At 46.6% G+C, this 23,377-nt stretch carries 20 protein-coding genes; 8 read left to right on the top strand and 12 right to left on the bottom strand.

The window, feature by feature from the left end; all coding sequences use genetic code 11:
- Positions 1 to 57 precede the first annotated feature (57 nt).
- The 9 genes from BMX05_RS09175 to BMX05_RS09135 all read right to left on the bottom strand — a co-directional run bounded on the left by BMX05_RS09175 (position 58) and on the right by BMX05_RS09135 (position 11,138).
- The gene (locus tag BMX05_RS09175; RefSeq protein ID WP_093310620.1) at positions 58 to 1,278 is read right to left on the bottom strand and encodes an ABC transporter substrate-binding protein; all 1,221 of its coding nucleotides are present in this window, start codon (positions 1,276 to 1,278) and stop codon (positions 58 to 60) included.
- A 154-nt stretch (positions 1,279 to 1,432) separates the two neighbouring features.
- Complete coding sequence (locus BMX05_RS09170) at positions 1,433 to 2,155, bottom strand: ABC transporter ATP-binding protein (RefSeq protein ID WP_093310615.1); 723 nt, start codon at positions 2,153 to 2,155, stop codon at positions 1,433 to 1,435.
- A complete protein-coding gene (locus BMX05_RS09165; RefSeq protein WP_093310613.1) occupies positions 2,152 to 2,919 on the bottom strand; it encodes an ABC transporter ATP-binding protein in 768 nt (255 codons plus the stop codon). Before BMX05_RS09165 ends, BMX05_RS09170 begins: the two co-directional genes overlap by 4 nt.
- 304 nt (positions 2,920 to 3,223) lie before the next feature.
- Complete coding sequence (locus tag BMX05_RS09160) at positions 3,224 to 5,119, bottom strand: propionyl-CoA synthetase (RefSeq protein WP_093310609.1); 1,896 nt, start codon at positions 5,117 to 5,119, stop codon at positions 3,224 to 3,226.
- A gap of 153 nt (positions 5,120 to 5,272) precedes the next feature.
- On the bottom strand, positions 5,273 to 6,226 hold the full coding sequence (mmsB, locus tag BMX05_RS09155; RefSeq protein ID WP_281246221.1) for a 3-hydroxyisobutyrate dehydrogenase: 954 nt from the start codon (positions 6,224 to 6,226) through the stop codon (positions 5,273 to 5,275).
- A gap of 15 nt (positions 6,227 to 6,241) precedes the next feature.
- The gene (locus tag BMX05_RS09150; RefSeq protein ID WP_245710641.1) at positions 6,242 to 7,378 is read right to left on the bottom strand and encodes an enoyl-CoA hydratase/isomerase family protein; all 1,137 of its coding nucleotides are present in this window, start codon (positions 7,376 to 7,378) and stop codon (positions 6,242 to 6,244) included.
- A complete protein-coding gene (locus BMX05_RS09145) occupies positions 7,363 to 8,139 on the bottom strand; it encodes an enoyl-CoA hydratase (protein WP_093310600.1) in 777 nt (258 codons plus the stop codon). Before BMX05_RS09145 ends, BMX05_RS09150 begins: the two co-directional genes overlap by 16 nt.
- Entirely contained in the window at positions 8,136 to 9,302 is a 1,167-nt protein-coding gene (locus BMX05_RS09140) for an acyl-CoA dehydrogenase family protein (RefSeq protein ID WP_093310596.1), read from the bottom strand. The genes BMX05_RS09145 and BMX05_RS09140 overlap by 4 nt, the downstream gene beginning before the upstream one ends.
- Positions 9,303 to 9,647: 345 nt before the next feature.
- Entirely contained in the window at positions 9,648 to 11,138 is a 1,491-nt protein-coding gene (locus tag BMX05_RS09135) for a CoA-acylating methylmalonate-semialdehyde dehydrogenase (protein WP_093310593.1), read from the bottom strand.
- 221 nt (positions 11,139 to 11,359) lie between these two features.
- On the opposite strand from BMX05_RS09135, the gene BMX05_RS09130 reads away from it, so the two are divergent.
- From BMX05_RS09130 to BMX05_RS09120, 3 genes are all read left to right on the top strand, one after another.
- Positions 11,360 to 12,247, top strand: a complete 888-nt coding sequence (locus BMX05_RS09130; RefSeq protein ID WP_093310590.1) for an AraC family transcriptional regulator — start codon at positions 11,360 to 11,362, stop codon at positions 12,245 to 12,247.
- Between the two features lie 227 nt (positions 12,248 to 12,474).
- A complete protein-coding gene (locus tag BMX05_RS09125) occupies positions 12,475 to 12,888 on the top strand; it encodes a MerR family transcriptional regulator (protein WP_093310586.1) in 414 nt (137 codons plus the stop codon).
- Between the two features lie 146 nt (positions 12,889 to 13,034).
- Entirely contained in the window at positions 13,035 to 14,720 is a 1,686-nt protein-coding gene (locus tag BMX05_RS09120) for an AMP-binding protein (RefSeq protein ID WP_093310584.1), read from the top strand.
- An 86-nt stretch (positions 14,721 to 14,806) separates the two neighbouring features.
- Here BMX05_RS09120 and BMX05_RS09115 read toward each other — a convergent pair whose 3' ends face one another.
- From BMX05_RS09115 to BMX05_RS09110, 3 genes are all read right to left on the bottom strand, one after another.
- A complete protein-coding gene (locus BMX05_RS09115) occupies positions 14,807 to 15,523 on the bottom strand; it encodes a 16S rRNA (uracil(1498)-N(3))-methyltransferase (protein WP_093310582.1) in 717 nt (238 codons plus the stop codon).
- Positions 15,524 to 15,623: 100 nt separating this feature from the next.
- Positions 15,624 to 15,788 (bottom strand): hypothetical protein, encoded by a 165-nt coding sequence (locus tag BMX05_RS12505; protein WP_177166860.1) that lies wholly within the window; start codon positions 15,786 to 15,788, stop codon positions 15,624 to 15,626.
- A gap of 199 nt (positions 15,789 to 15,987) precedes the next feature.
- Positions 15,988 to 16,293: an SCP2 sterol-binding domain-containing protein gene (locus tag BMX05_RS09110; protein ID WP_093310580.1), complete on the bottom strand. Its 306-nt coding sequence runs from the start codon at positions 16,291 to 16,293 to the stop codon at positions 15,988 to 15,990.
- A 274-nt stretch (positions 16,294 to 16,567) separates the two neighbouring features.
- Between BMX05_RS09110 and BMX05_RS09105 the strand changes: the two genes are divergently transcribed.
- From BMX05_RS09105 to BMX05_RS09085, 5 genes are all read left to right on the top strand, one after another.
- Positions 16,568 to 17,737 carry an isovaleryl-CoA dehydrogenase gene (locus BMX05_RS09105; RefSeq protein ID WP_093310578.1) on the top strand — a complete coding sequence of 390 codons (1,170 nt, stop codon included), beginning with the start codon at positions 16,568 to 16,570 and terminating at the stop codon, positions 17,735 to 17,737.
- A 167-nt stretch (positions 17,738 to 17,904) separates the two neighbouring features.
- Entirely contained in the window at positions 17,905 to 19,512 is a 1,608-nt protein-coding gene (locus tag BMX05_RS09100; protein ID WP_093310574.1) for a carboxyl transferase domain-containing protein, read from the top strand.
- A 30-nt stretch (positions 19,513 to 19,542) separates the two neighbouring features.
- The gene (locus BMX05_RS09095; RefSeq protein WP_093310570.1) at positions 19,543 to 20,331 is read left to right on the top strand and encodes an enoyl-CoA hydratase/isomerase family protein; all 789 of its coding nucleotides are present in this window, start codon (positions 19,543 to 19,545) and stop codon (positions 20,329 to 20,331) included.
- A 40-nt stretch (positions 20,332 to 20,371) separates the two neighbouring features.
- Complete coding sequence (locus BMX05_RS09090) at positions 20,372 to 22,381, top strand: acetyl/propionyl/methylcrotonyl-CoA carboxylase subunit alpha (RefSeq protein ID WP_093310567.1); 2,010 nt, start codon at positions 20,372 to 20,374, stop codon at positions 22,379 to 22,381.
- Positions 22,382 to 22,444: 63 nt separating this feature from the next.
- Positions 22,445 to 23,353 (top strand): hydroxymethylglutaryl-CoA lyase, encoded by a 909-nt coding sequence (locus tag BMX05_RS09085; protein WP_093310562.1) that lies wholly within the window; start codon positions 22,445 to 22,447, stop codon positions 23,351 to 23,353.
- The last annotated feature ends 24 nt before the right edge of the window (positions 23,354 to 23,377 follow it).

The following is a 23,377-nucleotide window of genomic DNA, read 5'->3' as shown; positions in this document are numbered from 1 at the left end:
AACAAAGGCTTGTGGATACCAATTGGAAAGGGGGGAAGTTAATTTATGAAAGTGCGCTTACTTTTGTACAAGTTTACACTGGCTTTCAGAAAGTGGGCGATAAGCTTCGTCACCTGGAATGGTACGTAAAACCTTGTACAGATCCCATTCGTTAGTAGAATCAGCGGGCTTTTTCACTTCTGCTAGATACATGTCATGTACCATGCGGCCATCGATGCGAATCTTGCCGTTTTGTGCAAAGAAATCATTGACTGGAGTATCACGCATTTGCTGAAGTACAGCTTGGGTTTCATCTGTATCTGCAGCTTGCACTGCTTTAAAGTAGTGCATCAAACTAGAATACACCCCGGCTTGCACCATGGTAGGCATACGGCCAGTACGCTCGAAGTAACGTTGTGACCAAGCACGCGTTTCTTCAGTGCGATCCCAATAGAAGCCTGTCGTTAATTGCAGGCCTTGGGTTACTTTTAAGCCAAGAGAGTGAACATCGTTCAAGAAAATAAGCAGACCAGCAAGTTTTTGGCCCGCTTGCGTGATACCAAATTCAGACGCTGTTTTCAGTGAGTTGGTGGTGTCTGCCCCAGCGTTCGCTAAGCCAATGACTTGTGCACCTGAACCTTGTGCCTGCAAGATAAAGGAAGAAAAGTCACTTGTTGGGAACGGATGGCGTACTTTATCAACGATTTCACCGCCATTTTCTTGTACAACTTTTTCCACGTCACGCTCTAGTGCATGGCCAAAGGCATAGTCGGCAGTGAGCATAAACCAAGATTTACCACCTTCTTGTACAACAGCCTTAGCAGTGCCGTGGGCAAGTGCATAGGTGTCATAGACCCAGTGAATACTATTTGGGGTGCAGTATTCATTGGTAATACTAGAAGCCGCCGAGCCGGACACTAAAGAAATTTTATTCTTTTGCTCAACAACCTTGTTTACTGCGATTGTTACCGAAGAGGCTACCATACCGGCGACCATGTCGATATTATCGACATCGATCCACTGGCGTACTTTATTGGCACCAATGTCCGGTTTGTTTTGATCGTCAGCAGAAACAATAGTGATTTTTTTACCGTTAATGGAACCACCGATGTCCTCGATGGCCATTTTGGCCGCTTCTAAACCCCCAGGACCAGAAAGTGCAGAGTAAGTACCTGACATATCCGCAAGGTAGGCAACACGAATTTCATCGTCAGAATACTGACCTGCTTGTGCCAGTGTACTTGTGGCCGCCATTGCAGACATAACCGCAGTCGCAAGGAGTTTTTTAGTGAGAGTCATAATTAATCTCCGTCATTGTTATTCTTGTTACGGTGTTGAGTTTCATCTCTGTTATTGCGTACGGATGCACGTTTTAAGAGTGAAGTGGCTAGCCTAACGCAAACTTGAATCTAAAGTCATGCGCTAGTGCATACTTTCCTGCTTAAACCTGTGCTTAAACCCCTAAATAGGTGTTTAAAATATCCATCTTATCTTGCAATTCGTGCGCTTGAATTTCTTCCACAATGGTACCGTGTTCCATTAAGTAATGGCGGTCTGCTAAGGGTGCAGCAAAGCGGAAGTTTTGCTCTACTAAAACAATGGTCAAACCTTTATTTTTTAGCTGTGTCAGTACTTCACCTAGCTTTTGTACAATGACAGGGGCTAAACCTTCAGTAATTTCATCAAGAAGCAGCAAGTTTGCTCCGGTACGTAAAATGCGTGCCATAGCCAACATTTGCTGTTCCCCACCAGAAAGACGCGTGCCTTGGCTGGTGCGGCGTTCGTAAAGGTTAGGGAACATGTCGTAGATTTCATCTAAGCTCATACCACCACTGCGTACTGTCGGTGGCAACATGAGGTTCTCTTCTACATTCAAACTTGCAAAAATACCACGTTCTTCAGGGCAGTAACCAACACCCAAACGCGCGATCTGGTGTGCTGGCACATCTAAAGTTTCGCGGCCATTAATCATGACCGAGCCTGTACGCTTGCCAACCATATTCATAATGGCGCGTAAGGTAGTGGTGCGCCCAGAGCCATTACGTCCCAGTAAGGTGACAAGCTCACCGCGATTTACTTTAATATCAATCCCATGCAGGATATGGGATTCACCATAAAAGGCATGTAAATCCGCTAAACGTAACTGTTCATAATCAGCACGATTGGCACTGGTCATGCGGCATCCTCCTCAGCAGCGGTTCCCATATAAGCTTCGCGAACTTGTGGATTAGCAGAGACAGTCTCGTAATCACCTTCTGCAAGTACAGCACCGCGAGCCAATACTGTAATACGATCAGACAAATGAGATACCACATGCAGATTGTGTTCGACCATAAGGATAGTGCGACCAACCGCCACTTGCTTGATCAACTCTACTACGCGATCGACATCTTCATGTCCCATACCTTGGGTTGGTTCATCTAGCAGCATAAGTTCAGGCTCAAGCGCTAAGGTGGTAGCAAGTTCTAAAGCGCGCTTGCGCCCATAAGGCATCTCCACTGTGACTGTATTAGCGTAGCTTTCTAAACCAACGGAAGTTAATAACTCCATCGCACGATCATTTAAGTCATTGAGTGTGCGTTCTGATTTCCAAAAGTGAAACGAAGTGCCGAGCTTGCGCTGTAGGGCAATGCGCACGTTTTCCAACACACTTAAATGTGGAAAAACGGCGGAAATCTGGAAAGAACGCACCATACCTAAGCGTGCAATCTGATTAGGCGCGGTATCGGTAATATCCTTACCATTGAATAAGATAGTGCCTCGAGTCGGCGTGAGGAACTTAGTGAGTAGGTTAAAACAGGTCGTTTTACCTGCGCCATTTGGGCCAATCAGAGCATGAATATGTCCACGCTGTACCTGAAGGTTAACGTTATCGACGGCGGTAAACCCTTTAAACTCTTTTGTTAGTCCTTGGGTTTCCAGTACAAAATCTTGGCTCATAAGTTGTCATATCCTCGCAGCGCGTGTCTTAGCTTCAACTAAAAGTGAGTGGCGGACGCTGATTGTTGTTTTTATCTATGCTGCTGCGGGCTGAAATTTAATCTCTACTAAGAAACTAAATTTGCCTGCTTGATTTGTGACCTTTACGTAAAGGTAAACATAACGATTTTTACGCAGGGGCACAAGCTTTTTTTAACCTTTTGAATTAGATAAGAGAATCTTGATACAAGGATGCCCACGCAAGTAATGGCAAGGGTTAGAACCTAGGTTGACGTTAACGTCAACCTAGGCTGGCATTCATCTATCAAGCTTGTAAGACAAGCCCTTCTTGACGCATACGATCAGTGATTTCTGGCAAAATGCTTTCATCATCGATCGTTGAAGGTGGGTTATAGGTTTCGCCGTTGGCAATTTTGCGCAAAATAGCGCGCAGAATTTTTCCAGAGCGTGTTTTAGGAAGACGATCCACCACTAAAGCGCGGTTAAAGCAAGCAATCGCGCCTATTTCTTGGCGGACTTTTGCGACTAATTCTTGCTCTAGAGTTTGTGGATCTATCTCTACACCGTCTTTTAACAAAATCAAACCAACAGGCACTTGTCCTTTTAAATCATCATGGACGCCAATGACGGCGCATTCAGCCACGGCAGAATGTGTGGCGACAATCTCTTCCATTTCACCGGTTGATAAACGGTGTCCAGAGACGTTAATGACATCATCAGTACGCCCCATAATGTACACAAAACCGTCTTCATCAATGTAGCCGCCGTCCCCAGTGTGATAATAGCCTTTGAACATGCCTAAATAGGAGTTCAAATATCGGCTATGATCTTGCCATAAAGTTTGTGCACAACCAGGTGGTAAAGGTAGCTTGATGACAATACTGCCGGTTTCATTGGCAGCAACGGCTTGGCCTTGCGCATCTAACACTTGCACATCATAGCCAGGTACTGGGCGATTCGTGGAACCTATGCGTAAATCGGTTGCACCTAAAGCAGTTAAAGGCGCTGTAACCGGCCAGCCGGTTTCGGTTTGCCACCAGTGATCATAAATCGGTTTTTGTGCAATTTCGTGTAGCCAATGATAGGTTGGGGAGTCTAGTTTTTCACCAGCGACAAAAATATGTTTAAGAGAAGACACATCATATTGGCGGAAATACTCACCTTCTGGATCTTCTTTACGAATCGCACGAAAAGCGGTTGGTGCTGCAAACATACCATTGACTTTGTATTCTTCGACGATCCGCCAGAAAGTGCCTGCATCTGGGGTACGTACAGGTTTGCCTTCAAAAAAGACACTGGTACATCCCCCCATTAAAGGCGCATACATAATAAAGGAATGACCAACTACCCAACCGACATCTGAACATCCCATCCAAACATCGCCGGCTTGCATGTCATACACATTACGCAGCGCATACAAAAGGGCCACGGCATGGCCGCCATTATCGCGTACAATCCCTTTTGGTTTGCCCGTGGTGCCTGAGGTGTACATGATATATAAAGGATCGGTACTTTTGACGGGCGTACAGCCAACGGGCTTGATGGATTCTTGAATTTGATACCAGTCAACGTCTCGGTAAGCCTTTAATTCAGCTTGTGCTTGTGGACGCTGTAAGACGACCACACGTTCTGGTTTGTGTTCGGCTTGTTCTAAAGCGGCATCTACCAAGGGTTTGTATTCAATGACCTTGGTAAATTCAATCCCACAGGAAGCGGTTAAGACGACTTTAGGTTTGGCATCATTAATACGAATGGCCAGCTCATGTGGCGCGAAACCACCAAAAACTACTGAATGAATGGCGCCAATGCGTGCACAAGCCAACATAGCAATACCCGCTTCTGGCACCATGGGCATATAAATAATGACGCCATCACCCTTGCCTACGCCAAGGGAGGTTAAAGCACCTGCAAAATGTGCAACCTTGTCTTTTAATTCTTGATAAGTGAATTGGGTTTTGGTTTCGGTGACAGGAGAATCATAGATTAAAGCGATTTGCTCGCCGCGTCCTTGTTCGATTTGATAATCGAGTGCGATATAGCAGGAATTCAGCTCACCATCAGCAAACCACTGGTGGGTTCCATCGGGATTTTCTGTGAGAGTTCGGCTAGGTTGACGAAACCAAGGAATGAGTTTCGCTTGTTGCGCCCAGAAACCTTCAGGATCACGCAAAGCCTGTGCGTGCGCTGCAAAATACGTCATAGCTGTGTCCCTTTGTGTGTTTATTCTTATTGTACGCAGGAAAACTTATACGTAGAGCATCGAAGATGCTCAAAACCTATAACCTTAACCAATGCAAGGTTATAGGTGAGTCCAGTGCACAGGGAACCTTGAATTTCCCCTGTAAGCAAGTCCTTATTCGACGTCAGCGAAAAGTTGTGTAATGCTAGAAAAATCCAGTTTGCCCTTGCCTTGTTGTGCATGCAAGCTATAAAGGCTACGCGCTAGGCTACCCATAGGGGTACTGCTTTTGCTTGCGAGGGCAACTTCAGTGGCTAAACCCAGATCTTTAGCCATCAAGTCCACTTGGAAACCACCTTGATAACCCTTACTTGCAGGCGCATTTTCCATCACTTGTGGCCAAGGATTGTAAACGTTAAGTGCCCAGTTACCACCAGAGCTTTGCTTCATAATTTCAGAAAGCACCGCAGGATCTAGGCCATTTTTTACGCCGAGCGCTAAGGCTTCTGCCGTACCACACATCAAAATGGATAAAAGCATATTATTACAGACTTTGGCTACTTGACCGGCACCTAGATCGCCTGCATGAAAAATATTTTTACCCATAGCCTCTAAAATGGGCTTGACTTGGGTAAAGGTCTTGGCCTCTCCACCGACGATAAAGCTTAAGGTGCCTGCCTGTGCACCACCTACACCGCCAGACACGGGGGCATCAACAAAAGGAATCCCTGCTTGCGCTGCGGCTTGGCCAACCTTCCGTGCAGATTCAGGGGAAATCGTGGATGAATCAATGAGGGTTGTGCTTGGCGTTAACTGGGCCAATAGACCTTGTTCACCCAGATATAAAGCTTCTACGTGTTGGCCAGCCGGTAACATAGAAACCACAAAATCTGCATCTTGTGCTGCTTCTAAAGCGCTGGCAGCAGCTTGTGCCCCTTGGGCAACGAGGCCAGCAACTGCCTCAGCAACCAGATCAAAAACACGCACTTGGTGGCCAGCTTTGACCAAATTTGCCGCCATAGGGCCGCCCATATTGCCTAAGCCGATAAATCCAATAGTTGCCATGGTAAAATCACTCCTTGCTCTATTATTGTTGTTGTGCGCGGAGGCTCCTTGAAAGAGCCTCACAAATCAAAAAATGGTTTATAAATCCGCAAGAGGATGCGTTTTTTCGCTGGCCCAAGGGGTAGCAAAAAAGGCAGCAAGTGCCTCTTGATTAACGGTATTCACTTGGTCATAACGCCATTGAGGTTGGCGATCTTTATCAATCAAAAGCGCGCGTATCCCTTCTTGGAATTCTCCTTGATGGCAAGCGGCCACAGAGAGGCTTAACTCGCTGCGAAAGACCTCCGCTAAAGATAAATGGCGGCAACGTTCTAGTTGTTCCTGAATAACCAACATGGATAAAGGTGAGCCAGCACGTAAACGCTCGGCAGCCCCTTGTAACCAAGGATCTTCGCCGGCATAAGCCATGATGTTTTGCGCACGCTCTACGTGGGTATCCGCATCCGTCAGTTGTTGGATAACATCAAAATGCGCTCGTACTGGTGAAGTTGGTAAGTCAGCTTGACTTTGGGTCTCAAATTCACGCAGCACATGGGTCACCTGCGCGTGAGCATTCTGCCCTTGCCATGAGCAAGCTAAGAGTTGCTGTTGGACTTGGGCTTTTTGGGCGTGTGTGATAAAGCGATCTGCAAGACCGACAAACAAGGCATCCGCCGCATTAATGCTGGTGCCTGTGAGGCCAAGGAATAAGCCAACACGTCCTGGCATCCGGTTCAGGAAAAAGCTGCCGCCAACATCTGGATATAAGCCAATGGTGATCTCTGGCATGGCAATACGGGATTTTTCCGTGACTACACGGTGACTTGCGCCAGCACTTAAACCTAAACCGCCACCCATCACAATGCCATGTCCCCATAAAATGACTGGCTTAGGGTACGTGTGAATCAGGTGATCTAGGCGATATTCGTCAGTGAAGAAACGCTCTGCATAAGGATTGTAGGCACCTTCTGGTGTATCCCGCATGGAGTTATACAGCTGGACAATATCACCACCAGCACAAAAAGCTTTATCGCCACTGCCTTCCAGCCAAACGGCACAGATACTGTCATCTTGTGCCCATTGGCTCAGTTGAGGATACAAGGCTTGTATCATCTCATAAGATAAAGCATTTAAAGATTTTGGTGAGTTAAGACGCGCAACACCAAGACGTAAGCCATCTTGAGTCTCAAGCGTCTCAAAAATTACGACGGCATCTGTCATTAGGCATTCTTCCATTGTGCGGCACGTTTTTCTAGGAAAGCTTGCACCCCTTCTTTTTGATCTTGGGTATCAAACAGATCGACAAAGAGTTCACGTTCTAAACGCCAACCATTAGGTAAAGAATCCGTACGGGCATTCATCACTAGGGTTTTACAAGCAGCAATCGAGCTTGGGCTTTGCTGACATGCCAACTTGGCTAACTCAAGTGCTTTTGCTAAGGCTTGGCCTTGCGGGACGACTTCTTCTACCAGGCCAATTTCGAGTGCCTTTTGTGCTGTGATGCGCTCGCCGCACAAAATCATCCGCTTAGCCCAGCCTTCACCAACTAACCAAGGCAGGTTTTGGGTGCCGCCTGCACAAGGAAGCAAACCAACTTTCGCCTCAGGTAAGGCCATTTGTGCTTGTTCTTCAGCAATACGAATATCACAAGAAAGGGCACACTCAAGGCCACCGCCCATGGCATAACCATTAATTGCCGCGATAGAAACACCACGGAAGTGGGTCAGTGCATCAAAAGCCTCGCCAAAAATACGTGCCATTTGGCGCGCGACGGCTTTATCGCCTTCAGCAAACTTATTCAGATCCGCACCGGCAGAGAAAAATTTATTGCCTTGGCCAGTCACCACAAGTGCATAAATAGATCTATCTGCATTGAGCTCTGTGATCAAGGTTTTTAATGCAGGTAAAGATTCATCATCCCAAGTGTTTGCAGGCGGATTATTAATCGTCAAAATTGCAATTGGGCCTTGCTTTTCTAATACGAGTTTATTGCTCATTGAATTGCCTCCAATACACCTTCTTCTAATACACGGCGCGCAACAATTAAGCGCATGATTTCATTGGTACCTTCAAGAATTTGATGCACGCGCGCATCTCGCATATAACGTTCCAAAGGATACTCACGAATATAACCATAACCGCCATGCAATTGAATGGCCTCATTGCATACGTTAAAACAAGCATCGGTAGCAAATTGTTTGGCCATCGCACAATGCAAGCTAGCTTCAGGATCTTTTTGATCGAGTTTAAAAGCCGCTAAACGTACCATTTGTCGTGCTGCAGTGAGCTGAGTGGCCATTTCTGCGACTTTAAATTGCAGGGCTTGGAAATCTGCAAGTGTTTTACCGAACTGTTTGCGCTCATGCATGTAATTGCGGCTGGTGATTAAGGCCGCATGGGCTGCACCTAAGGAGCAGGTGGCAATATTAATACGGCCGCCATCTAAACCTTTCATGGCAATTTTAAAGCCGTCGCCTTCTTGACCTAGGAGATGACTGGCAGGGATTCGTACATTATCAAAGGTAATGAGGCGGGTGGGTTGACTATTCCAACCCATTTTTTCTTCGGCTTTGCCATAGATAATGCCTTCACTCTGAGCAGGGACCAGAAACGCGGAAATACCTTTTGCGCCCGATTGTGCATCCCCTGTACGCGCCATGACTAAGAGAACGTCGGTACTGCCTGCGCCAGAAATAAACATCTTGGAGCCGTTGAGTACATAGGTGTCGCCTTCTAAGCGAGCGCTTGTGCGTAGTGAGGCTGCATCGGAACCTGCATTAGGTTCTGTCAAACAGTAAGAGCCGAGTTTAACGCCAGTGGCTAAATCAGGGACCCAAGCCTGAGCTAACTCGTCTGCCGCAAAGCTGGCAATCATCCACGTCACCATATTGTGAATGGTGATATAGGCTGTGGTGGAAGTACAGCCTGCTGCCAGCTCTTCAATAATAATGCTGGCATCTAAACGAGAGAGCCCCATGCCCCCTAAAGACTCTGGTGTGTAAAGACCACAAAATCCCATTTCACCTGCGGCGCGGATCACATCAATAGGAAAAATATGTTCTGCATCCCAATGCGCTGCATTTGGGGCTAATTCATTAACGGCGAAAGCATGGGCCGCATCACGAAAAGCAACTTGATCTTCTGTTAGATTAAAATCCATACCCTTATCCTTTCAAGCTATAGGGCCGGCGAGGTGAAGGAAAGCAGCTTAATAGCGATGGGGTGCTTTCCTTGCATTCGCAAGGAACCTGCCTGTACTGCATCTATAATCATGAAGGTGGATCATTAAGATGCAGACTAAACAAGCGGTTGCTTGGTTGAAGTTAACGTTAACGTCAATTGATTTAAGTGTCTAGCCCTAATCAGGAATTTTTACTTGGCGCAGAAGCACAAAACACTGGCACGCATCCAAGGATGTATGCCAGTGTCCCCCTCTGCCTGATTCTCACTAACGGAGGTATACGCAAGTGAGAAGGCAAAACTGGATACTACTTCATTCGGGATGCTACTTCATTTGAATGGAGAAGTTAGGGCCAGTGGCAGCTTCTGCACTAAACCAACGTGCGGTAATGGTTTTAGTTTCTGTGTAAAAACGTACCGCTTGCTTGCCGTAAGCGTGTTGATCACCGTAGAAAGAGCCTTTCCAACCTGTAAATGAGAAGAAAGGAAGGGGCACAGGGATAGGAATATTAATGCCTACTTGACCGACTTCGATATCGTGCTGGAATTTGCGTGCTGCACCGCCTGAGCTAGTGAAAATAGAGGTACCATTACCGAAGGGGCTGGCATTGATCAGGGCAATAGCGTCTTCCAAAGAGGCCGCTTCGACACAAGACAAGACAGGGCCGAAAATTTCTTCCTGATAAATCGGCATCTCTGGCGTAACCTTGGTAAACAAGGTCGGGCCAACCCAGTTACCTTCAGGGCTTTCACTGACGACACAATCACGGCCATCGAGTAAGAGTTCGGCGCCGGCATCCACACCTTGTTGAATGAGATTGCAAATGCGCTCTTTTGCTTTAGGTGAAATGACAGGGCCATAGCTGGCGCCTTTGTCGTTCCAAATACCAGGACGTACTTTAGCAAGTGCTTCTTTTAATTCTGGGATCCATTCCTGCGCTTGGCCGACAAAGACAGCAACAGAAATCGCCATACAGCGTTGACCTGCAGCACCAACGGAAGCCCCGACCAGGTTGTTAATGACCTGTTGCTTGTCCGCATCTGGCATAATCACCATGTGGTTTTTAGCCCCTGCGAAACTTTGGACACGTTTCATATGACGTGTACCGGTTTCGTAGATATACTGACCGACTGGCACAGAACCTACGAAAGAAACCGCTTTGATATCTTCATGGGTGAGCAAAACATCCACTTGTTCTTTGGTGCCGTGTACAACTTGTAATACCCCTTTAGGTGCGCCTGCTTGCTCGAACAGCTCAGTTAAACGCATAGGCGTGAGCGGATCTTGCTCGGATGGCTTTAAAATAAAGGTGTTACCACAAGCAATGGCCATAGGGAACATCCACAAAGGAATCATGGCCGGGAAGTTAAACGGGGTGATACCTGCGCAAACACCCAGTGGCTGAATATAAGAATAAGTGTCGATTTCGCGTGCTACGTTTTCGACTGTTTCGCCCATCATCAAAGAAGGAATATTGGCTGCGTGCTCGACAACCTCAATCCCACGCCAAACATCACCTTTAGCATCTTCAAAGGTTTTACCAGTTTCTTGTGCGAGAATTTCTGCAAGTTCGTCGTGATGCTCTTTCAGTAGTGCTTGGTAACGCATCATTAAGCGCGCGCGCTCAGAAACTGGGGTTTCTTTCCAAGTTTGAAAAGCTTCCTTGGCATTGGCAATCGCTGCTTGCATTTGTGCGTTGCTAGCACTAGCAACTTGCGCGATGACCTGATTATTCGCTGGATTGGTGACATCGATGAGATCACCTTCACCTGCGACGAATTCACCTTGAATATAAAGAGGAACCTGCTTTGTCATATGTCTACCCTTGGATAATGCACTTAAAAGGTGCTTTTTGTTCTTGTGTGTTGATGTTGACCTTAAGGTCAAAGCTTAGTGTTGTTGAGCGACTTACTGAGTCTGCTACATGATCAGAAATTAAGCTAGCATAGGCAGCCGGCGAATCACGATTGACTAAGTTGTGTGCTTAATGGACTATATTGCTATCTTGGGTTAAAAAATAAGGAGGTAAAACTTTCGTGTCTCATCCTTCTGATTGGCCGCTTCCCCAAGGCAGTGTGCGTTTTGTGATGCCGAAATTTATTCGTGATGAGCTTAAAACCCATCCGCTTACTGCCTCCTTGTATCCGGTTTCTTTTGGGTATTATCAGCAGGCACTAGGCCATCGCATGTGTAGAGATTGCCCAGATGATTGGCTATTAATTTATTGCACCGGCGGGGAGGCGCAGGCCAGGGTGGCAGAGACCTTACTCAAAGTACAAGCAGGTGATGTGTTGATTTTGCCAAAAGGGGTAGCACATGAGTATCAAACCTCAGAAGCAACTCCATGGACCTTGTATTGGGTGCATTTTGAGGGAGAATTAGCGAGCCTCTTATTTGATTCCTTAAGCTATGAAAGCGAGCGTCCTTACCGTTGTTTATCTGTAGGGATCTCAGCCCGTCTTATGAGTGAATTTGCTTCTTTGTTAGAAGCACGTAATACCGGATATCGACGCCATGCCCTTTTGCATACGGCAAGCCAAATGCGTCAGTTGTTAAGTTACATTACCTTGGTGCTTCCTGTGCAAACACCGCATCGGCGTCAAGGGTTAGATTTAGCCAGTATTCAGGCGCATATGCAGGCTAATTTGCATACCCGTCTAGAAGTCGATACTTTGGCAGAACAAGCGAACTTGTCTAAGTATCATTTTATTCATCGTTATAAAGCCTTAACGGGGTTGGCGCCGATTCAGCATTTTTTACAAATGAAAATCGAGCATGCCTGCCATCTTCTTGATCAGACAAGCCTAAGCATTAGTGAAATTAGCTATGCGCTTGGCTATGAAGATAGCTATTACTTTTCTCGTCTTTTCAAAAAAGTGATGGGGTTAGCCCCGACTGCTTATCGGCGCATTCGTCGAGGTTAGTACAGGCTGTACCCTACCAAGCTAGACAATATTGTGCTTTGCAGCAAAGGGGCAAGTTGATGAAAAATGCACGCTTTGCAAAGGATCTTTTGTCAATGCTGGTGTGCTTTGTGCTGATTAAAAATGTCTGTCACCTTGGTAAGCCAAAGCACAAAAAAGGTTATTTTCACCTTTACGTAAACGTAAACTTTATATAGAGTACCACCAAAGTACAGTGAGTTGTCGTGATGAAAGCCAAGACCTATTCAATTAGTGATTTGTCCAAAGAATTCGCAATTACTACGCGCACCATACGTTTCTATGAGCAGCAAGGCTTACTAGCGCCTAGCCGTCAAGGGCAAACGCGTATTTACAGTGAGAAAGATCGAGTGCGCTTAATGCTTACCTTAAGAGGAAAGCGTCTAGGTTTTAGCTTGGCAGAAACGCGTGAGCTTTTTGACATGTATGACTCCACCCGAGAAGGGGATGAGAAGCAACTAGAATACATGCTGAATATTTTGGCGCGTAAACGTGCTGATATGGAGCAGCAACTGAAAGATATAGAAAACTTGCAGAGGGAACTCGCTTCAGCTGAGGAGCGCTGTTTAAGCGCATTAAGTGAGGTACGCAAGCGCGAAAAAGCGCAGCGAGCAGCCTCTTAAATCTTGGGTCACTTGATCGAGACCACCCAGCTTAAGCGTCTGTAAGGCATAACAAAAATAAGTTTCACCTTGCAGCGCGGCTTTCGCCCGCTCACAACCCCCAAAGTATGTAAAACACAACAATAAACATAAACGGAAGGTTGGTTATGAGTAAGCCATTGAGCTATGTTAGCGGTACTAGTGATACCCCTTTAATGGGGATGACCATCGGCGATCTTTTTGATCAAACGGTGGCGCAATATCCAGAAAATGATGCACTGATTTCACGCCATCAAGGTTTGCGTTACACCTACCTTGAACTGCAGCAAGCAGTGAATGAGTGTGCCCGTGGTTTATTAAAAATGGGCGTGCAAGTGGGTGATCGTGTGGCGATTTGGTCGCCCAACAATGCCGAGTGGTGTATTACCCAGTTTGCAACGGCAAAAATCGGTGCCGTTCTCGTGAATATTAATCCCTCTTACCGGGTACACGAACTAGAATACGCTTTGCGTCAATCAGGGGCACAAACGCTTATTTTGCAGGGGGAATTTAAAAGCTCAAGTTATGTGAATATGATTTGTGAGCTATGTCCTGAGCTGAAAGACAGTGTTCCGAATAAATTTCATAGCCAGCGCCTACCTGAATTAAAACGTGTCATTTGTTTAGATGAAGATCTAGCGACTGAAGGCATGTGGACTTGGTCTGATCTGATTTCTATGCATGATCAAGTGACTGAAGCGGAATTAGCTAGTATCCAAGCGGGTTTACAGTTCGATGACCCGATTAATATTCAATATACTTCCGGCACTACAGGCGCACCTAAAGGTGCCACCTTATCGCATCATAACATTTTGAATAATGGTTACTTTGTCGCGCGTCGGATGAATTTTAGTGCACAAGACCGCCTAGTGATTCCTGTCCCTTTGTATCATTGTTTCGGCATGGTGATGGGGAATTTAGGTTGTGTTACTCATGGTGCAACCATGATTTACCCTTCGGATGGCTTTGATCCTTATGTAACCTTGCAAGCGGTACAAGAAGAAAAAGCCACGGCCCTCTATGGGGTACCGACTATGTTTATTGCTGAACTGGAACACCCAGAGTTTAATAACTTTGATCTTTCTAGTTTGCGCACAGGGATTATGGCTGGTTCTAACTGCCCGATTGAAGTGATGAAAAAAGTGATCAGCCATATGCATATGCGTGATGTCACCATTTGTTATGGGATGACAGAAACCAGTCCAGTCAGTTTCCAAACTGAGCCAGATGCGCCAATTGAAAAACGAGTGGCTACTGTGGGGACAATTCACCCTCATCTTGAAGTAAAAATTGTTGATCCTGAATCTGGCAATCTCGTAGAACGTGGCGAGAAAGGCGAATTATGCACGCGTGGTTACAGTGTGATGCTGGGCTATTGGAATAACCCAGAAGCGACGGCTAAAGCCATTGATAAAGCCGGTTGGATGCATACAGGCGATCTGGCAGAAATGGATGCGGATGGTTATGTGGCGATTACAGGTCGTATTAAAGACATGATTATTCGTGGGGGGGAGAATATCTACCCACGTGAGCTGGAAGAATTCCTGTACACACATCCAGATGTTTCGGATGTGCAAGTGATTGGTGTACCTGATCAAAAGTATGGCGAAGAAGTCATGGCTTGGATCAAGTTACATGAAGGTAAGCAAATGACAGAAGAAGAGATTCGCACCTTCTGCAAAGGGAAAATTGCTCATTATAAAGTGCCGCGTTACTTTAAATTTGTGCAGGAATTCCCAATGACGGTCACCGGGAAAATCCAGAAGTTTAAAATGCGTGAACTGTCTAGTGAGGAGTTAGGGTTAGAAGATTAATTTCCCGATTTCGCAAGCTCACCAAGCCTATTGCGAATTTCCCCCTAAGTACGGTCGTGACTTAGGGGGTGTTCTTATTATAGGTATCAAAATAAACGCGCTAATAAAGCAGTCACCGCAGTTTCAACACGCAAAATGCGTGGCCCTAAATGAACGCCTTCTAATCCTGCTTGAGTGAGTAAGTCCACTTCATAAGGGACTAAGCCGCCTTCGGGACCAATCACTAAAACGCAAGCTTCTTGTAATCCACGAGGGCAGGCTTGTTGACTGTGCGGGTGCGCAAATAAGGCCTTTTTACCTTGAATTATCTCCGGCAAAACATCTTCCACAAAGGGCTTAAATAAAGGTGCATAAGTGATGTGCGGCCATACTGTATCTTTAGCTTGCTCTAATCCTAACTGTATATGTTGAGCGATTTTTTCTTCTTTTAGCTCCGGAGATTGCCAATAACTTTTTTGCACTCGCGCTGTGTGTAATAAAACTAAATGCTTAACTCCTAAGGTCACCATATGTTCTAAGCTACGAGCAAGCATACGTGGACGTGGTAAGGCTAAAATAAGCGTCACAGGCAAGGCGGGTGGTGCTGCTTGATTTAAGGAAAGAAGATCGAGAATAAGATGCTGGGAATTGATGGCAAGGATCTTGGCTTGACCAATCCCCGCGTTGATTTGCCCTACTTCTAAGGTGTCGCCCAGTTGTAATTGTAACACTTGGGTGATGTGGGTGGCGCGTCTATCTTGCACTGGGAGTATCAAGGTATTTTGCGGCGTGCGCTCATGTGCAGCAAATAACAGCAAGTTCATACAAGCAGGTACCCTATAAAAAAATAAGGGTAAAAGGATAACAAATTCATCGCGTCCTTGAGTTATTTTTATACAAGACGCGGACTGGGTAACCTTGGGTTTAAGCTGCGATAAAATGGACTTGTTTCATCCACTCTAAATAATGTGTCAAGCGCAGTAATTCAGACAAGCTATTGACAGGCTGTGCACCGACAGCAAGTTGTAAACCATACATCACATCACGTCGATCCCAATTAGCTAGTGCGGCGAACTGTGCTTCGCTCATGGCAGATTTCTCCTAATCTATTGACTCAATGCTTAGATTTTTTGATGTTTCATCCACGAATGTACGCTTCGACACAAGAAGGGTCAAGGCGTGGTCAGCCTAAACATAAGAGATCACAAAAAAGTGACACAAGCAGAAAAAACCGCTGGTATGCATACCAGCAGTTCACACTTACACGAAAAAAGTGGGTAATAAAAAACTACGCGGGGAAGAGTTGGGTTAAACGGGTGGCTAACATCATATCGCCTTCTACACCAAGTTGCCCAGTCATAAAAGCTTTCATACCATCAAGCTCACCCTGAAAAATGGCTTCTAATGTAGCTTGATTTAACTTGAGCGTCACACTGGGTAAATCCTGTATGCCAGCATGAATTTGGCAATCAGCACCTTCAATTTGAATGTAAAAATCATCCTGATCTTGAATGCAAAATTGAAAACTAGCTTCTAACTCTTGTGCTGCTTGTGCATTGAAACGTTCGCTAAGGGCTTGTGCAACTGGGTTCATAAAAGCTTCCTCGAAATTCTTGTTGTTATCGTGATTGAACCGATCTGAATATAGAAGACTTTCTGGGTATTTTCAAACAAACGATTGAATTATTTTGCATGGCACTTTTATTTAAAATGAATGCCAATTTTTGTGTTATTTTTCCCTTTACGTAAACGTCAACCTGCGCTAGAGTAAGCCTATCTTAATGACCTCGAGTCAAGTATATTGAAGCGGGCACCAAGCCCAAGCATTGATCTAAAACCTAATAATAAAGCGATGAAGGGACCTATTTATGCAATCGATTTATAAAGAACTGAGCTTTGGTTTGGGCGAAGAAATGAATATGCTGCGTGAATCCGTGAATGGATTTGCCGCACAAGAAATTGCACCTCGCGCTGCAGAAATTGATCAAAATAATGAATTCCCCATGGATCTGTGGCGCAAGTTTGGTGATCTGGGCTTGCTAGGGATTACGGTACCTGAGGAATTTGGTGGTTCGGGTATGGGATATTTGGCGCACTCGATTGCGCTGGAAGAAATTTCCCGCGCAAGCGCCTCTGTGGGTCTTTCTTATGGCGCACACTCTAACTTGTGCGTTAACCAAATTAAAATCAATGGTACTCAAGCACAGAAAGAAAAATACCTGCCTAAGTTATGTTCAGGGGAACATATTGGTGCGTTGGCGATGTCTGAGCCGAATGCAGGTTCTGATGTGGTCAGTTTGAAGCTGCGCGCAGACAAGCAAGGCGATCGTTATATCTTAAACGGCAATAAAATGTGGATCACCAATGGTCCAGATGCCAACACTTATGTGATTTATGCCAAAACGGATGTCAATGCAGGTGCACGTGGCATTACCGCTTTTATCGTAGAGCGTGATTTCCCTGGTTTCTCACGTCACCAAAAACTAGACAAGCTAGGTATGCGTGGCTCCAATACGTGCGAGCTTGTATTCCAAGATTGCGAAGTACCAGAAGAAAATGTCTTGGGTGAGGTGGGCAAAGGCGTACGTGTGCTAATGAGCGGCCTTGATTATGAGCGCACCGTATTGGCTGCCGGACCGATTGGCATTATGCAAGCGGCCATGGATGTTGTGGTGCCTTATATTCACGAGCGCAAGCAATTTGAGCAATCTATTGGTGAGTTCCAGCTTGTACAAGGCAAAATTGCCGATATGTACACCACGATGAATGCTTGTCGTGCTTATTTATATACAGTAGCGCAAGCCTGTGACCGTGGTGAAACCAGTCGTAAAGATGCTGCTGGCGTGATCTTGTATTGCGCAGAAAAAGCCACCCAAGTGGCTTTGGATGCGATTCAACTGCTCGGTGGTAACGGTTATATCAACGAATACCCGACCGGCCGTTTATTGCGTGATGCCAAGTTGTACGAGATTGGTGCGGGCACCAGTGAAATCCGCCGTATGTTGATTGGGCGTGAATTATTCAACGAGTCCAAATAAATAAAGGCTCTCTGCCTGCTGCATCTTGTCAGTAGGCAGCCTCCTATTTGTGCCTATCTAATAAGTCACTTGAATCTATCGGCAGCCTTGGTGCAAGGTTGCTAAGGCCTTAGCGTGCCTGCATTTTGCTCGCTTGCCTCTCAAGCTAATCGATGAGGATCAATTGTATGGGTGTGATAAAAACAAAAATCAACCCGCGTGCTGAAGACTTTCAGCGTAATGCCGCTGCTATGCAAGCGCTGGTAGAAGACTTGCGCGCCAAGTTGGCACAAGTCAAACAAGGCGGTGGCGAAAAAGCGCAACAAAAACACTTAGATCGCGGTAAATTATTGCCACGTGATCGAGTGCAAGGCCTACTTGATGAAGGTTCGCCTTTTTTGGAATTATCCCAGCTAGCGGCATTTGAAGTCTATCCAGAAGTCGTCCCTGCGGCGGGGTTAATTGCTGGTATTGGTCGTGTCATGGGGCAAGAATGCATGATTATTGCTAATGATGCGACGACCAAAGGCGGTACTTATTATCCGCTCACCGTGAAAAAACATTTACGAGCGCAAGAGATCGCGCGTAAAAATCATCTGCCTTGCATTTATCTGGTCGATTCTGGCGGCGCTAATTTGCCTAATCAAGACGAGGTATTCCCTGATCGTGATCACTTCGGGCGTATTTTCTACAATCAAGCGCGTATGTCAGCTGAAGGTATTCCGCAAATTGCTGTAGTGATGGGGTCTTGTACCGCTGGAGGTGCCTATGTGCCTGCCATGGCCGATGAGTCCATTATTGTCCGTCAACAAGGCACTATCTTCCTCGCTGGACCGCCTTTGGTGAAAGCGGCTACAGGTGAGGTCGTCTCGGCAGAAGATTTAGGGGGAGCGGATGTACACACTAAAGTCTCTGGTGTTGCAGACCATTATGCTCTCAATGATGAACATGCATTGCAGTTAGCGCGTCGTGCAGTGGCACGTTTAAATCCCAAAAAACAAGTCCATCTAGATATTCAGCCAGCTCGCCCACCGCTTTACGATCCGCAAGAAATTTACGGCATTGTGGGCACAGACTTGCGCAAACCTTTTGATGTTCGTGAAGTGATTGCGCGCATGGTCGATGGTTCAGAATTCGATGAATTTAAACAAAATTATGGTACCACCTTAGTGACAGGTTTTGCACGTTTGCATGGTTATCCTGTAGGCATTGTGGCGAATAATGGGGTTTTGTTCTCTGAATCTGCTCTAAAAGGGGCTCATTTTATTGAGCTGTGTGCCCAGCGTAAAATCCCACTAATTTTCCTGCAAAATATCACCGGCTTTATGGTCGGGCGTAAGTACGAATCGGAAGGGATTGCCAAAAACGGCGCTAAGATGGTGACTGCGGTAGCGTGTGCGGATGTGCCTAAATTCACCGTATTAATTGGCGGTAGTTTTGGTGCGGGTAACTATGGCATGTGCGGGCGCGCCTATGATCCCAACTTGATGTGGATGTGGCCAAATTCGCGTATTTCTGTGATGGGTGGTGAGCAAGCGGCCAATGTGTTAGCGCAAGTGAAGCGCGACAATTTAGAACGCCAAGGCCAAGATTGGCCAGCACAAGACGAAGAAGACTTTAAGCGACCAATCCGCGAGCAGTACGAACACCAAGGCCATCCTTACTATGCCAGTGCACGCTTATGGGATGATGGTATCTTAGATCCTGCACAAACGCGCGATGCTTTAGGTTTAGCCATCTCAGCTTCTCTCAATGCGCCACAGCGTGAAACCCGTTTTGGGGTTTTCCGGATGTAATCAGGCCACCAGCAAATAAGGAGACCCAAAATGTCCGAGACTCACGCTGAACTTATTCTCGATCAAGATCAAGTAGCTTGGCTGACCTTAAAACGTCCGCAAGTCCACAACGCCTTCGATGATGCCTTAATTGCAGAATTAATTGCGCATTTACAAGCGGCAACCCAAGCACAGGCGCGTGTTCTGGTGCTGCAATCGGAAGGCAAGAGTTTTTCTGCCGGTGCTGATTTAGGTTGGATGCGCCGTATGGCGGAATATTCCTTAGAAGATAACTTTAAGGATGCCGGCGAACTGGCGCGCTTGATGCATTTACTTAATGCACTGCCTATGCCCACGATTGCACGTGTCCAAGGCGCTGCTTATGGTGGCGCAGTGGGCTTGGTGGCTTGTTGTGATTTAGCGATTGCGAGTGATGCAGCGAAGTTTTGCTTATCAGAGGTGAAAATTGGTTTATCCCCTGCAGTGATTAGTCCCTTTGTGACCCGTGCTTTGGGTGAACGTGCTATGCGTCGTTATGCGCTAACCGCGGAAGTCATGGATGCGCAGACCGCGTGTCATTTAGGGCTTGTACATCAAGTCACCTCTTTAGATCAACTTGATGACGCGGTACAAGAACAAGTTAAAACCTTGCTGGCCAATAGCCCGCAAGCTGTGGCTAAAACGAAAGAATTAGTCCGTTTTGTGGCGGATCGTGAGTTGGACACCCCAGTCATTGAATACACGCAACGCCTAATTGCAGAAATTCGTGTTTCCGCTGAAGGCCAAGAAGGCTTAAATGCTTTCTTAAATAAGAAAACGCCCAGTTGGCGTCAAGCATAACCGCCGCACGTGAACACGTATTTGTAGGGAGATTGAGCCCATGTTTCGTAAGATTTTAATAGCTAATCGCGGTGAAATTGCTTGCCGTGTGATACGTACCGCGCACCGTTTAGGCATCCAGTGTGTGGCTGTATACTCAGAAGCAGATCGACATGCAATGCATGTCGCAATGGCAGATGAAGCGGTATGCCTTGGCCCAGCGCCAAGTAAAGAAAGTTATTTAGTGGTAGATAAAGTCATTGCTGCTGCCAAGCAAACCGGTGCGCAAGCCATCCACCCAGGTTATGGCTTTCTTTCCGAAAATGCAGCTTTTGTAGAAGCTTGCCAGCGTGAAGGTATCGTCTTTATTGGGCCGCCTACCCAAGCGATTAAAGCTATGGGGTCTAAATCAGCAGCCAAGCGGATTATGGAAGCGGCCAAAGTGCCTTTAGTCCCTGGTTATCATGGGGAAGATCAAGACCCGCAGCATTTGAAAAACTTTGCCCAACAAGCCGGTTATCCTGTGTTGCTAAAAGCTACCGCAGGTGGTGGCGGTAAAGGCATGCGTGTGGTCTGGTCAGAAAAAGAATTTGATGCTGCCTTAGCCTCGGCAAGGCGTGAAGCCTTAAATGGCTTTGGCGATGACACCATGTTGGTAGAAAAATATCTTACCAAACCGCGCCACGTAGAAATTCAGGTATTTTGTGATCAGCAAGGCCAAGGGGTGTACTTATTCGAGCGTGATTGCTCAGTACAGCGCCGTCACCAGAAGGTTTTGGAAGAAGCGCCAGCACCTGGAATGACGCCTGAGTTACGTCAACAAATGGGTGAAGCCGCCTTAAGAGCCGCACATGCGATTGGTTATGTGGGTGCAGGGACGGTCGAGTTTTTGCTTGATGAAGACCAAAGCTTCTACTTTATGGAGATGAACACACGTCTTCAAGTGGAGCACCCTGTAACTGAGATGATCACAGGGGAAGACTTGGTAGAATGGCAATTACGTGTGGCTTATGGCCAACCTCTACCTAAAATGCAACAAGATCTGCAATTGCATGGCCATGCGATTGAAGCGCGTGTCTATGCGGAAGATCCAGACCATGATTTTCTTCCTGCCACTGGACGTCTTGCTTATCTGCGTACACCCACAGAAACCCAGCATGTGCGTGTCGATACGGGCGTGCGCGAAGGCGATGACGTCAGCATCTATTATGATCCTATGATTGCTAAACTCATCGTGTGGGATGAAAACCGTGAACGTGCGTTAGAGCGCATGAGTCAAGCACTGGCGCAATACCGTATTGCGGGTATGACTACGAACGTGAGTTTCCTTAAACGTGTGGTCGATCATCATGCCTTCCGTGCCGCTGAGCTAGACACAGGCTTTATTGAGCGTTACCAAGACGGCCTGTTTGCACCTATGCAAGCCGGTGCCCAAAGTGCCAACCCATTGGCCCTTGCAGCCATGTATGCTTTGCTAAGTCAGCAGCAAGGACGTTTACAAGAAGCCCAGCGTTCGGGCGACCCTTGTTCGCCTTGGCATCATTTTAATGGCTGGCGTTTAAATGAAGTGCCTCAGCTCAGCTTAAAATTCCAGCAAGGTGAACAAATCCATACGGTGGCTGTACAGTGGCAAGCGAAAGGGTATCGTTTGTCAATTGATGGTCATCACTTATTGGCAGATGGCCACTTGCATGGGGATTTGTTAGAAGTCAACCTCAATGGCCATCATCGCAGTGTACAAGTCGCAGAAATTAACCATCAGCTCACACTCTTTACGGAAACAGGTAGTACGCAACTGACTTGGCTGCGTCCTGACTTAGACCAGCATGAATTTGAAGAAGAAGGTGCCAACTTGACCGCTCCTATGAATGGTTCTGTCGTTGCCTTATTAGTCGATGCCGGTGCGCAAGTTGAGAAAGATACTCCCTTGGTGGTAATGGAAGCGATGAAGATGGAGCATACCCTAAAAGCACCGGCCGACGGTGTGGTAGAAAGCTTCTTTTATGCCGCAGGGGATTTGGTGGAACAAGGTGCTGAGCTTCTAGTGTTTACACCGGCAGAAACTGCTTAAACCTTTGCTACCTATCTTGAGGGAGCCGCTAGCTCCCTAGTGATGTAGGCTTTTGGAGGTAAAATGAGGCTACCTAAGCAAGTCCGTATTGTGGAAGTGGGGCCGCGTGATGGCTTACAAAATGAGCCACAACCCATTAGCACCGCAGATAAATTACAACTGATTGACTATCTTGTTGACGCAGGCTTAACCTCGATTGAAGCGGCAAGCTTTGTTTCGCCAAAGTGGGTACCGCAAATGGGGGATGCCACTGAAGTGATGCAAGGTGTGCGCGCACATGCTGGCGTCACTTATTCTGCCTTGACACCAAATATCAAGGGATTGCAAGCAGCCTTAGCTGTCGGTGTGCAAGAGGTCGCCGTGTTTGGTGCGGCTTCGGAAAGCTTTACCCAAAAAAATATTAACTGTTCTATTAGCGAAAGCTTAGAGCGTTTTGCCCCTGTAGTGAGCCAAGCCCAAGCTGCTGGCGTTAAAGTACGTGCGTATGTGTCTTGCGTGATGGGCTGTCCTTATGAGGGCGAGATTGCGCCAGCAAAAGTCGCAGAAGTGAGTGACTTACTCTATCAAATGGGCTGCTATGAGGTTTCTTTAGGGGATACTGTCGGTGTAGGCACGCCCTATAAGACCCAAGCCATGTTAGAAGCGGTGAGCGCACGTGTTCCTATGGACAAGCTGGCGGCGCACTTTCATGATACTTATGGGCAAGCCTTGGTGAACTTATATGCAGCACTCAATATGGGCGTGGCTGTGATTGATGCTTCCGTTGCCGGTTTAGGTGGGTGCCCTTATGCCAAAGGAGCCGCAGGTAATGTGGCCACTGAGGATGTCGTTTATCTACTACAAGGGTTAGGAATAGAAACTGGCATTGATCTTGCTAAGTTATCTACAGCAGGTGCTTTTATTAGCCAAGTGATCGGACGTTCAAGCCGTTCGAAAGTTGGCTTAGCACTGGCCGCTTCTGCTGCTCATTAACTTGTGAACGAGGGAGAGCTTATT

Origin of the sequence: Allopseudospirillum japonicum, from assembly GCF_900108915.1 — a bacterium.
GTDB lineage: Bacteria > Pseudomonadota > Gammaproteobacteria > Pseudomonadales > Halomonadaceae > Pseudospirillum > Pseudospirillum japonicum.
This window is presented reverse-complemented; position numbering and strand designations above follow the sequence as displayed.

Bases quoted from the DNA above. Each gene is read 5' to 3' on its own strand.
- BMX05_RS09135 (WP_093310593.1), bottom strand. From the start codon at position 11,138: ATGACAAAGCAGGTTCCTCTTTATATTCAAGGTGAATTCGTCGCAGGT.
- BMX05_RS09170 (WP_093310615.1), bottom strand. From the start codon at position 2,155: ATGACCAGTGCCAATCGTGCTGATTATGAACAGTTACGTTTAGCGGAT.
- BMX05_RS09125 (WP_093310586.1), top strand. From the start codon at position 12,475: ATGAAAGCCAAGACCTATTCAATTAGTGATTTGTCCAAAGAATTCGCA.
- BMX05_RS09090 (WP_093310567.1), top strand. From the start codon at position 20,372: ATGTTTCGTAAGATTTTAATAGCTAATCGCGGTGAAATTGCTTGCCGT.
- BMX05_RS09100 (WP_093310574.1), top strand. From the start codon at position 17,905: ATGGGTGTGATAAAAACAAAAATCAACCCGCGTGCTGAAGACTTTCAG.
- BMX05_RS09105 (WP_093310578.1), top strand. From the start codon at position 16,568: ATGCAATCGATTTATAAAGAACTGAGCTTTGGTTTGGGCGAAGAAATG.
- BMX05_RS09145 (WP_093310600.1), bottom strand. From the start codon at position 8,139: ATGAGCAATAAACTCGTATTAGAAAAGCAAGGCCCAATTGCAATTTTG.
- BMX05_RS09150 (WP_245710641.1), bottom strand. From the start codon at position 7,378: ATGGAAGAATGCCTAATGACAGATGCCGTCGTAATTTTTGAGACGCTT.
- BMX05_RS09110 (WP_093310580.1), bottom strand. From the start codon at position 16,293: ATGAACCCAGTTGCACAAGCCCTTAGCGAACGTTTCAATGCACAAGCA.
- BMX05_RS12505 (WP_177166860.1), bottom strand. From the start codon at position 15,788: ATGAGCGAAGCACAGTTCGCCGCACTAGCTAATTGGGATCGACGTGAT.
- BMX05_RS09115 (WP_093310582.1), bottom strand. From the start codon at position 15,523: ATGAACTTGCTGTTATTTGCTGCACATGAGCGCACGCCGCAAAATACC.
- BMX05_RS09160 (WP_093310609.1), bottom strand. From the start codon at position 5,119: ATGACGTATTTTGCAGCGCACGCACAGGCTTTGCGTGATCCTGAAGGT.
- BMX05_RS09175 (WP_093310620.1), bottom strand. From the start codon at position 1,278: ATGACTCTCACTAAAAAACTCCTTGCGACTGCGGTTATGTCTGCAATG.
- BMX05_RS09165 (WP_093310613.1), bottom strand. From the start codon at position 2,919: ATGAGCCAAGATTTTGTACTGGAAACCCAAGGACTAACAAAAGAGTTT.
- BMX05_RS09095 (WP_093310570.1), top strand. From the start codon at position 19,543: ATGTCCGAGACTCACGCTGAACTTATTCTCGATCAAGATCAAGTAGCT.
- BMX05_RS09085 (WP_093310562.1), top strand. From the start codon at position 22,445: ATGAGGCTACCTAAGCAAGTCCGTATTGTGGAAGTGGGGCCGCGTGAT.
- BMX05_RS09120 (WP_093310584.1), top strand. From the start codon at position 13,035: ATGAGTAAGCCATTGAGCTATGTTAGCGGTACTAGTGATACCCCTTTA.
- BMX05_RS09140 (WP_093310596.1), bottom strand. From the start codon at position 9,302: ATGGATTTTAATCTAACAGAAGATCAAGTTGCTTTTCGTGATGCGGCC.